Source organism: Streptomyces daliensis (genome assembly GCF_054782395.1).
The window spans coordinates 1-9376 of the sequence record NZ_BAAGSO010000061.1 but is presented as its reverse complement, the minus strand read 5'-3'; the positions used below and the strand labels follow the sequence as shown (position 1 = coordinate 9376).

Annotated in this window: 10 protein-coding genes and 1 pseudogene; 7 read left to right on the top strand and 4 right to left on the bottom strand. The window is 69.4% G+C overall.

The annotated features are described in order from the left end of the window. Window positions 1–175 precede the first annotated feature (175 nt). A complete protein-coding gene (locus tag ACYVOO_RS15275; RefSeq protein WP_461016203.1) occupies window positions 176–1456 on the bottom strand; it encodes an IS701 family transposase in 1281 nt (426 codons plus the stop codon). Between the two features lie 104 nt (window positions 1457–1560). On the opposite strand from ACYVOO_RS15275, the gene ACYVOO_RS15270 reads away from it, so the two are divergent. Continuing rightward, a protein-coding gene (locus tag ACYVOO_RS15270) for an IS5 family transposase (protein WP_461016202.1) occupies window positions 1561–2393 on the top strand; the annotation gives its coding sequence in 2 pieces (ribosomal slippage) (window positions 1561–1905 and window positions 1908–2393; 831 coding nt in all). Between the two features lie 6 nt (window positions 2394–2399). Here the strand turns inward: ACYVOO_RS15270 and ACYVOO_RS15265 are convergent. After that, a complete protein-coding gene (locus tag ACYVOO_RS15265) occupies window positions 2400–3239 on the bottom strand; it encodes an enoyl-CoA hydratase/isomerase family protein (protein ID WP_461016201.1) in 840 nt (279 codons plus the stop codon). A gap of 95 nt (window positions 3240–3334) precedes the next feature. Here ACYVOO_RS15265 and ACYVOO_RS15260 point away from each other — a divergent pair, with 95 nt between their 5' ends. The 5 genes from ACYVOO_RS15260 (at window position 3335) to ACYVOO_RS15240 (ending at window position 7442) form a co-directional block, all read left to right on the top strand. Beyond that, entirely contained in the window at window positions 3335–3694 is a 360-nt protein-coding gene (locus tag ACYVOO_RS15260) for a winged helix-turn-helix transcriptional regulator (protein WP_461016200.1), read from the top strand. 307 nt (window positions 3695–4001) lie between these two features. Continuing rightward, window positions 4002–4583 (top strand): hypothetical protein, encoded by a 582-nt coding sequence (locus ACYVOO_RS15255; protein WP_461016199.1) that lies wholly within the window; start codon window positions 4002–4004, stop codon window positions 4581–4583. A 227-nt stretch (window positions 4584–4810) separates the two neighbouring features. Beyond that, complete coding sequence (locus ACYVOO_RS15250; RefSeq protein ID WP_461016204.1) at window positions 4811–5416, top strand: SAF domain-containing protein; 606 nt, start codon at window positions 4811–4813, stop codon at window positions 5414–5416. Next, the gene (locus ACYVOO_RS15245; protein WP_461016198.1) at window positions 5413–6261 is read left to right on the top strand and encodes a hypothetical protein; all 849 of its coding nucleotides are present in this window, start codon (window positions 5413–5415) and stop codon (window positions 6259–6261) included. Before ACYVOO_RS15250 ends, ACYVOO_RS15245 begins: the two co-directional genes overlap by 4 nt. Beyond that, on the top strand, window positions 6258–7442 hold the full coding sequence (locus tag ACYVOO_RS15240; protein WP_461016197.1) for a CpaF family protein: 1185 nt from the start codon (window positions 6258–6260) through the stop codon (window positions 7440–7442). Before ACYVOO_RS15245 ends, ACYVOO_RS15240 begins: the two co-directional genes overlap by 4 nt. A 36-nt stretch (window positions 7443–7478) precedes the next feature. Here the strand turns inward: ACYVOO_RS15240 and ACYVOO_RS15235 are convergent. Beyond that, a pseudogene (locus tag ACYVOO_RS15235) lies at window positions 7479–7985 on the bottom strand (MFS transporter); the annotation flags it as partial. Window positions 7986–8112: 127 nt separating this feature from the next. Then, complete coding sequence (locus ACYVOO_RS15230; RefSeq protein WP_461016196.1) at window positions 8113–8271, bottom strand: hypothetical protein; 159 nt, start codon at window positions 8269–8271, stop codon at window positions 8113–8115. Window positions 8272–8316: 45 nt separating this feature from the next. Here ACYVOO_RS15230 and ACYVOO_RS15225 point away from each other — a divergent pair, with 45 nt between their 5' ends. Next, complete coding sequence (locus tag ACYVOO_RS15225) at window positions 8317–9099, top strand: sugar-binding domain-containing protein (RefSeq protein WP_461016195.1); 783 nt, start codon at window positions 8317–8319, stop codon at window positions 9097–9099. The last annotated feature ends 277 nt before the right edge of the window (window positions 9100–9376 follow it).

Sequence of the window (9376 nt, the reverse complement as noted above, 5' to 3'; positions counted from 1 at the left end):
CATCCTGCGACTGGGAAGACACCCCAGCATCCTCACACCGCCGACGCCCTTGCACCCACAGAACTAACGAAAAACTCAGTAGTAGGACTCCGTTAGGTCTGTCTTGGTCTCGGTGTTGTGTGTGGCCTGCTGGGAAGGGGCTGGTGGCAGGTGGTGCAGGTGCCGGTCCAGCACCTCAGGATGTCCTGGAGAGCGTCGAGGGTCTGGTAGAGGGTGAGTGCGGTCCAGGTGCTTTTGGGGCGAGACGCTGTTCAGTAAGAAACGCGTGGGCCGCGGTCACGAGGGTGACGTGGTGGTGCCAGCCGGGCCAGGACCGGCCTTCGAAGTGGTCCAGGCCCAGGCCGTGCTTGAGTTCGCGGTAGTCGTGCTCGATGCGCCAGCGGACCTTGGCCAGACGGACCAGGTCGGCGGTCGGGGTGTCGGCCGGCAGGCTGGAGAGCCAGTAGTCGGTGGGAGTCCCGGCCTCTTCGGGCCATTCGACCAGCAGCCAGCAGTCGGGCAGGATGGCGTCCCACCAGCCCTGTGCGGCCGAGGCGGCGGTCCGGATGGGCCGTTCGACGGCGTTGCCGGCAGGGCGGACGCGTACGGCGGCGAAGCGGGAATGCAACTCGCCGCGTGAGCCTTGCCGCCAGGTGAGAGAGGTGAAGGCCTCCTGACCGAGGCCGGCGGCGAGGGCTGCCACCGCGGGGGCCGGGTGGCGGTAGCGGGGCTGGGGCCAGCAGCCGACGGAGCCTTTGCGGTCCGGGGCTGTGGGCTCCGCGTCGAAGGGGTGGGCGGTCACATCCGCGCGGACGGCCAGCACGTAGTCGATTCCGCGGTCCGTCAAGGCGGCCCGCAGGTGTGCGTTGGTGCCGTAGGCGGCGTCGGCCACGACGAGCGGTGGGCTCATTCCCCAGTCGGCCAGGGTGTCGAGCATCTCCAGGGCCAGCCGCCACTTCTCGCGGTGTGTGACCTCGGTCGGGACGCGGGCGGCAGTCCTGCGGTCGTTGTCCGCTTCCCATTCCTGAGGCAGGAACAGCCGCCACTGCAGCGGGCAGGAGGCGGTGTCACTGGCGGCGTGGACGCTGACCGCGACCTGGCAGTTGGCGCGTTTACCCAGGGCCCCGCAGTACTGCGGGGCCACGGCGACCGACATTCTTCCGTCCTTGGGCAGCGACACGTCGTCGATCACCCAGGCCGTCGGGGCGATGAGCGGCAGCATGCGTTCGCAGATCCGATGCTGCACCGAGACCGGGTCCCAGGTGGACTGGTTCACGAACTGCTGGAGGTTCTGTTCGTTGCCGTCCGGCAGCCGAGCGGCCATGGCCTGGATCGACTTGCGGCGGCCGTCCAGCATCAGTCCCCGCAGGTAGCAGTCGCCCTTGGCCCGCTGGTCCTTGCGCCGCACCGACGCGAACACATCAGCCACGTATAACGCCAGCTTCGCCCGGACACGGTTCACCTCATATGCGTCCACCCACCCAACATGCCCAGGAACAGGCCGAACCGAAAGACCTAACGGAGTCCTATTAGAACTCCTAACGAAATGATCTTTGCGGTGGTTGGATCACTCCGGGGCTGATGATCCGGGGGTGTGGGGTGGCTCGGCCGAAGCCGTGGGAAGTTGATGACGAGTTGTGGGTGGTGGTCGAGCCGCTGTTGCCCAGGGTTGAGCGTCGGGCCCGTCATCCGGGACGCAGGCGGCATCCGGACCGGCTGGTGTTCCAGGGCATCCTGTTTGTGCTGCACACCGGGATCGCCTGGGAACACCTGCCGCAGGAGCTCGGCTTCGGGTCGGGCATGACCTGCTGGCGCCGTCTGGCCGAGTGGACCGAGGTCGGGGTGTGGTCCCGGCTCCACGGAGTCCTCCTGGCCGAACTCCGCGGCGCGAACGCCCTGGACTTCTCCCGTGCTGCGGTCGACGGCTCCCACATCCGGGCGTTAAAGGGGGAGCCAAGACGGGACGAAGTCCCGTCGACCGGGGCAGGACGGGCAGCAAGCATCACCTGATCGCGGACGCCACGGGCATCCCGCTCGCCGCAACCTTGACCGGCGGCAACCGCAACGACGTCACCCAACTCATCCCACTCCTCCAGGCCGTTCCGCCCGTGCGCGGCAAGCGCGGCCAGCCCCGGCGCCGCCCCGACGTGGTGCTGGGAGACCGCGGCTATGATCACGACAAGTACCGCCGACTCGTCTGGGGCCTCGGCGTGAAGCCGCTGATCGCCCGCCGGGGTACCGAGCACGGCTCCGGTCTGGGCGCCCCACGCTGGGTCGTGGAGCGCGCGTTTGCCCACCTGCACTGGTTCCGTCGCCTGCGGATCCGCTGGGAGATACGTGACGACATCCACGAAGCCTTCCTCGCCCTGGGATGCGCACTCATCTGCTGGCGACGCCTGAAGGCATCCCGGTAGGAGTTCTCAGGTGATGTCGTCGACGAGAGCCTCAAGGTGGCGCTCTCCGTCGCGGGTGTGCGCGCCGGCGGCCAGTGCAGCCTTGGCAAGGCGGGTTGCAGCGGGCTCACTGAAGAGTCCGCTGAGGAGCTCGTTGGCCTTCCTCAGGCCGTCGCTGGTCGACTCGACCGCAGTGTTGACCGCTTCGGTCGCGGCGCGGGCGACGCCGGGCGGCAGAGCGGCGATGCGGGCGGCGAGGGTGTCGACGACGTGGTCGAGCTCGGTGTCAGGCACGGCCCGGTTCACCCATCCGATCCGTTCTGCGGTCTCGGCATCGATCAGCTGCCCGCCAAGGATGATCTCCAGGGCGCGTGCGCGACCCACGAGGCCGGGCAGGTATGCAGTGCCTCCCGCGCCCGGGATGATTCCCAGTCGGCACTCCATCTGGGCCATTCCGGCGCGCTCGAGCGATGCGAACCGCATGTCCATCGCGGACAGCAGTTCCGCACCGCCGCCGCGTGCCAGTCCGCGCAGCTTGGCGATGGTGATCTGCGGCAGCGACCGGATGCGTTCGTGGAGCCGCATCATCGGGTTGAGGGACTGGTCTTGTTCGGGTGCGACGGGGAGGGCAACGAACGCCGCGGGGTCGTCGGCGGTCGTCATGTCGCCGTGCGCGACGAAGAAGTCCGGGTCCGCGCTGTCAAAAACGATCACCCGGATGTCGTGGTCGCCGGACATGGTGTCCGCGAAGCGGTCCAGGTCCGTCATCAGGGCGGCATCGAGCAGATTGATGGGCGGGTTGTCGATCAGGACGTGCGCCACGCCGCTGGTGAGAGAGATCTTGAGGGTCGGGTATGCGTCAGTCATGATTCCCGTTCCGCTGTCAGGTCATTAGGTATCTGATGTATATCTAGTAGTACGGATATACTTCAACGAAATCAGGTATCGCGAGGGAGACCGACGTGCCCGAAGTGGAGCTCAACGGCGACGGCCGGCAGTTGCTCGACCAACTCTTCGACAAGTGGTCCTTGCTGGTGCTGGCCGCATTGTGCGACCGTCCCCGACGCTTCAACGAACTCCGGCAACACATGCCCGCTGTCACCCCGAAGTCACTGACCGCATGCCTGCGACGACTGGAGCGCAACGGCATGGTCGAGCGAGCGGTCGTGTCTACGGAGCCGGTGGCGATCGAATACCGCATCACCGCCCTGGGCCGGACCCTTCGGTCCCCTGTGCACGCCGTACTGGAATGGGCCGTCGGCCACCTCGACGCGGTCGAAGCCGCCCGCTGTCACTACGACAAGCGACGTGTGGACAAGTGACATCCCGGCGTGTCCAGCGCAGGACGGTGCCAGGACTCCCAACTCGTGATGCCGAGCCGTTCGCTGTGTGCGGCCAGGGTCAGACCCGTACCAACGATCGCCCAGCCGATCCGGGCCAGTGTCCAGGACGAACCCGCTCGCTCAGCCCTCGCCGTACCATCGCGACTCCCTAGGCGAACTGCTGCTCGACAGTCACTGTCGCCTGAAAGCATTCTGTTAGGAGTTCTTAAAGGGCCAGGGATCGGCGGCGCGGCCGACTGCTCCCGAGCCGAGCACGGAGGGGGCCTGGTACGTGTACAAGTGTGAGGTGGACGGGGTGCGTGATGCGTACTACCGGCCGCCGATCTGGCTCCCCGATGCTCCGCAGGGCGACGGGGCCGACCCTCAGGTTTCTCCCGCCGCTCTGGCTGAGCAGGCGCGCGATCAGTTGAGGTTGCCGTCGCCGAGCATCAAGGCGAGCCCTGCCGCAGAGCAACTGGTGGGCCTTCCGACGTGGCTGTGGCTGGGGCGCGAGGGCTGGCACGCGCAGTCGTCGACGGCGTCGGTGCCGGGGGTGTCGGTGACCGCCGTGGCCCGGCCCACCTCTGTGGGCTGGTCGATGGGCGACGGCAGCACGCTCACCTGCAAGGGCCCGGGCACGCCCTACCGGTCGGCCACGAAGACCGAGAAGGCGGTGAACCCGAAGAGTTCGTCACCGGACTGCGGCCACACCTACCGCTCCTCTTCAGCCGGGCAGCCGCACGACGTCTACCCAGTGTCGGCAACGGTGCGCTGGTCGGTCACCTGGTCCGGAGCCGGCCAGTCGGGGACCTTTCCGGGGCTGACGACGGACTCGACGACCGCCTTCCGCGTCGCGGAGAGCCAAGCGCTCAATACCCACGGCGGTTGAGCACGGCCTTTCTCCTGACGAGGGAAGAGAGCCGACAACCCGACCTTGATCCTGACCACCGCGCCTTCGCGCACGGTGGCGAGAACTCCTGCGCCAGGAGGTGGCTGTTGATGAGAACCCGTGCCTCCACGCACGCCGGCCCCACCCCGTTATCGAGCGGTTCACCGCCGCCGAGGGGCCGCAGGGAGGGGCGTGGCGAGAAAGAGGTGCCGGCGCGGTTGACGGCGATGCGTCGACGCCGACAACTGCCCTACTTGGCGCTTGGCGCCGTGCTGGTGCTGAGCTGTGCGACCGCCGGAGTGGTAGTCGGAGCGCACCTGGACGACCGGGAAGCGGTGCTGGTGGCGGCGCGCGCCGTCAGCGTCGGCCAGGAGCTGGCCGCGCGGGACGTGCGCCAGGTGAGCATGGCGACCGACAGCGGCCTGGAGCCGATCCCCGCCAGTTCCCTCCCGCAGGTGGAAGGTCGCCGACTCGCCTACTCCCTCCCGGCAGGTGCGGTCCTGACCAAGGACGCTGTCGGTGGCGCCCGGATACCTCCCGCAGGGCAGGCGGTGGCCGCAGTGGGGCTGAAGCCGGGGCAGTTCCCCTCCAGTCTGGAGAGGGGAAGCCGGGTGGTGGTCGTGGTCGCCGCGAGCGAGGGCTCGTCGAGCGGCGGCTCCTCCACCGCCTCGTCCTCCCTGTCGTGGAGCGCGACTGTCAGCGACATCCAGTTGAAGGACAACGGCCAGACGACGGTGGTCTCCTTGCAGACGGGGACCGACGACGCCCGGCACATGGCGGCCGTGCCCGAGGGGCAGCTCCGCGTGGTCACGGTCTCCGGTGGTGGGTCATGACGCTGGTGGCGGTGTGCAGCGTGAAGGGCTCGCCGGGAGTGACCACCGCGTGCGTGGCGCTGGGCGCGCGCTGGCCCGAGGCAGAACATCCCGTCGTGGTCGAAGTCGACCCGGCCGGGGGCGACCTCCTGGCCCGCTGGCGACTTGCCATGTCCCCGGGGCTGGTGAGCCTGGCGGCTGCGTCGCGGCGCACGGCGGAGCCGGGCCTGGTGTGGCAGCACACGCAGCGGCTTCCCGGGGGACTGCCGGTGGTCGCGGGACCGGTCGGTGCCACCCAGGCACGAGCGGCGCTGGGCGCACTGGCCGGGTCCCCGGTGCCGGTGCTTCGCGAGGCCGCGAACCGGGTCGGCACGGTGGTGATCGCCGACTGCGGCAGAGCCGACCCGGACTCGGCGGCACTGCCCGTGATGCGGGCAGCGGACGTCACGCTGCTCCTGGCTCGTGCGTGTGACGACTCCTTGTCGCATATCGCTGTCCGGCTGGAGGAAGCCGCGCGCTGGTCCCGGAAGACATGCTTCGTCCTGGTCGGCGACGGCTACCCGACAGCGGAGGTGGCCCGGGAGTTGGGCACCGAGGTGCTGGGGCGCATTCCCGAGGACGCCAAGGGGGCCGCGGCGTGCAACGGACGGCCCGGTCGGAGCACGGCTCCGGTGCGCTCGGCAGTGGGGCGGGCGGTGGCCGACCTGGCCGCTCTCGTGAGCTGGCATGCCCGGGGCGAGCCCGACGCTCATCGTGGACCGTACGCATACCGGCTCGCGCCTCCACCCCCGGATATTGATCCACCGGTGTGGTGGCGGGACACACCCGCCCCAGCGTCGACGTCTCGGAGCGGGGTGGAGCGGTGAGCCACCCCAAGCAGTACACGGCGCTGCCCGCCTTCGGCGTCATCGGCGAACACGGTCACGACACGGAGCGGCGGCACAGGCCGCAGCCGGCGCTGCCCGGACCTGCCGACTTGACCGGCGTCGGCTTGCCCACGGACTTTCCGGCGGAGCAACTGCGGCGTCGGCTACGGCAGATGCTCTCGACCCGCCTGGCGGAGATGGCCCGGGCGGATGACGCAGCGGGTCGGCCACCCACGACGGCAGGTGAGCGCCGCACCCGAGCCGAAGCGGTCTTGATCGAGGCTGCCGAGGAGCATGCCCGTGCTCGGCTGAGTCACGGCGGAGGAGTCGTCGCTCCCGAAACCGAGCAGCACGTCATCACCCAGGTCCTGGACGAGCTGTTCGGTATGGCCGGGTTGGAGCCGCTGCTGCGCAACCCGCGGATCGAGAACATCAATGTGAATGGCACCGCGGTCTTCGTCCGCTACGCGGACGGCCGCCGTGAGCAGCTTCCCGCGGTGACCGGCTCGGACGCCGAGCTCATCGAGCTCATCCGCAGCCTGGCCGCCCGCTCCGGAATGGAGGAGCGCCGCTTCGACCGGGGCACTCCCGGGGTGTCCTTCCACCTCCCCGGCGGGGAGCGGGCCTTCGCCGTGATGGCGGTCACCGCCCGTCCGTCGCTCTCGATTCGACGGCACCGTTTCGAGAAGGTCCGCCTCGCTGACCTGCGTCAGATGGAAACGATCGACCAAGGGCTGGAGACCTTCCTCCGGGCTGCGGTCCGCGCCCGGAAGAACATCCTGGTCACCGGCGGGACGGCCATCGGGAAGACCACGATGCTCCGTGCCCTGGCCAGCGAGATCCCCCCGTGGGAACGGCTGATCACGATCGAGGACACCTTCGAGCTCGGGCTCGACGCCGACCGGGTGGCACACCCCGACGTGGTGGCGATGCAGGCCCGTGAGGCCAACGTCGAGGGCCGAGGGACCGTCAGCCAGGCGGAACTGGTGCGCTGGGCCCTGCGGATGTCCCCGGACCGGGTGATCGTCGGCGAGGTGCGCGGGCCCGAGGTGATCCCGATGTGCAACGCCATGAGCCAGGGCAACGACGGCTCGATGGGCACCCTGCACAGCAGTAGCAGCCGCGGCGCGTTCACCAAGCTGGCCGCCTATGCGGTCCAGGGCGTGGAGCGGCGGCTGTAGGCGGCGGGCCCGACGGAATACGCACAGGCAGGTGGCGAGGCTGGAGGTGGCCATCGCGTTGCCCTTCTCTCGGGCGGGGGTCATGGACGTCATCATCGCCGAGAGTGAGATGTAGCCCGCCAGCGTCGAGCCGTACACAATGGCGAGTGTGCAGGTCGCCCATACAGTGCCGGGGAAGAACTGCGGGACGTAGTAGAAGGCCAGGGCGGCAAGTGCGCTTCCCACGCCGCCGATCCAGGCCATGGTGCGGCGCCAGCCGAGGATGTCGCCGAGTTGGCCGAGGGAGGGGTTGCCCAGGATTCCGACCAGGCCCATCGCGATCACGACCATCAGGCACTCGGAGGTCGTCCGGCCGATCCGGTTCTCGAAGTGGAACGGGAAGAAGACGAAGAACCCGGAGTACGGGGCCTTGTTGATGACGCGGACGACCGCAGTGACGGCCAAGCGGGGATGGCGGACCAACACCGTGACGCCGGCGGTGAGTTCGGCGCGCGCCGGGCGTCCCCGCGCGACGAGGGGGCGGGTGCCATGCGATTCGCGGATGCACCAGGAGCCGACGGCGCCGCCGTGGACTCGACGCCGTCGCCGATCATGAAGAGGAGGACGGTGACGTAGCCAGCGAGCAGGGGGCGTGGCAGCCCGGGCCGGTCCAGTAGGTGCGCCGCGACCGTCATGCGGTGACCTCTTCGGTAACGATGGCGACCTTGCCGCCTTTGCCCTGGTCCGCGGTCTTGTAGGCGGTCTCGACGTCGGTCAGCGGGTAGCGGTCGGTGACGACGCACTCGGGGTGTACGCCCCAGCGGTCGAGGTTTTCGAGGAGTTCGCGCATGCGGTGCACGGAGGTGACCCAGGAGTCGATGAGGGTGATCTGGCGGTGGACGAGGTTGTGGGAGACGTGCAGGGGCAGGGGCCGCCCTCGCCGCCCATGACCGTGTGGCCCCAGCGGCGGGTGTGGCGGACGGCCGTAAGCTGGCCGACGCCGTTGCCCGAGCTGTCGACGGCGACGTGGGCGCCGTCGCCGAGAAATGCGGCCAGTTCGTCGGCCTGCACGGCGTGGTGGACCGCTCCCAACTTCGCGTGCCTGCTGGCGGCGTTCGGCGTTGACGTCCGTTCCGACGACCAGCGAGGCGCCGAGCGCACGGGCGAGCGGTCCGGCGGTCAGGCCCACCGGTCCAAGGCCGGTGATCAGTACGGTGTCCGCGCCGGAGACGTCCGCGCGGCGCAGTGCCTCGTAGGCCGTGCCGAAGCCCGAGGCCCTACGCGCCCGGCCGCCCTGGCAAAGACCTTTGCCCGCCCCGACCGGCTCACCGTCGCCCTGATCACCGTCGGTGCCTGGCAGCCCGGCGACTCCAACCTCCACGATGCCCGGGCCCTGAGCGTCGGTGACCGGGACGCCGCCACCCGGTGCGGTGCCGTCGCCGAGTTCGCCAGCCACCTCGTCGATGCCACTGGCCATACCGTCGCCACCGAACTCACCGACCGCTGCACCGTGGTCCCGCTGCAGCGGCTGCGTGACGCCCGCGAAGTGGTCGCGATCGCCGCCGCACGCCGCGCACCCGCCGTCGGCGCCGCACTGCGCAGCGGCCTCGTCGGCCTGCTCATCATGGACGCCGAGGTGGCCGACGCTCTGATCGCGCATCCGGCGCCTCGCGCGTAGCGGCGCGGGCGGCATCACCGGATGTCAGGGGAGCGCGACGGTCAAGGTGAAGGCGGCTCCAAGCCCGGCTTCGATACGGCCGGGGTCGTGCGGGGTGCACCTCCAGGAGCGGGACTGTCTGAAAGATGGCCTTCTGTTCAGGCAGGGGGTTGGCTGACGACGTCGATGTAGCCGTGTCCAGCAACGGCGTTGCCCGCTAGTCTTCTGAGTCGGGAATTCTATTCATATTGGTAGGGTTGCTGTGTGTCACGTACGGGACGGCCGAAGGCCGAGTTGA

Coding starts and splice junctions, on each gene's coding strand:
- ACYVOO_RS15265 (WP_461016201.1), bottom strand. CDS start 3,239: ATGACTGACGCATACCCGACCCTCAAGATCTCTCTCACCAGCGGCGTG.
- ACYVOO_RS15250 (WP_461016204.1), top strand. CDS start 4,811: ATGCGTCGACGCCGACAACTGCCCTACTTGGCGCTTGGCGCCGTGCTG.
- ACYVOO_RS15245 (WP_461016198.1), top strand. CDS start 5,413: ATGACGCTGGTGGCGGTGTGCAGCGTGAAGGGCTCGCCGGGAGTGACC.
- ACYVOO_RS15230 (WP_461016196.1), bottom strand. CDS start 8,271: ATGCGCGAACTCCTCGAAAACCTCGACCGCTGGGGCGTACACCCCGAG.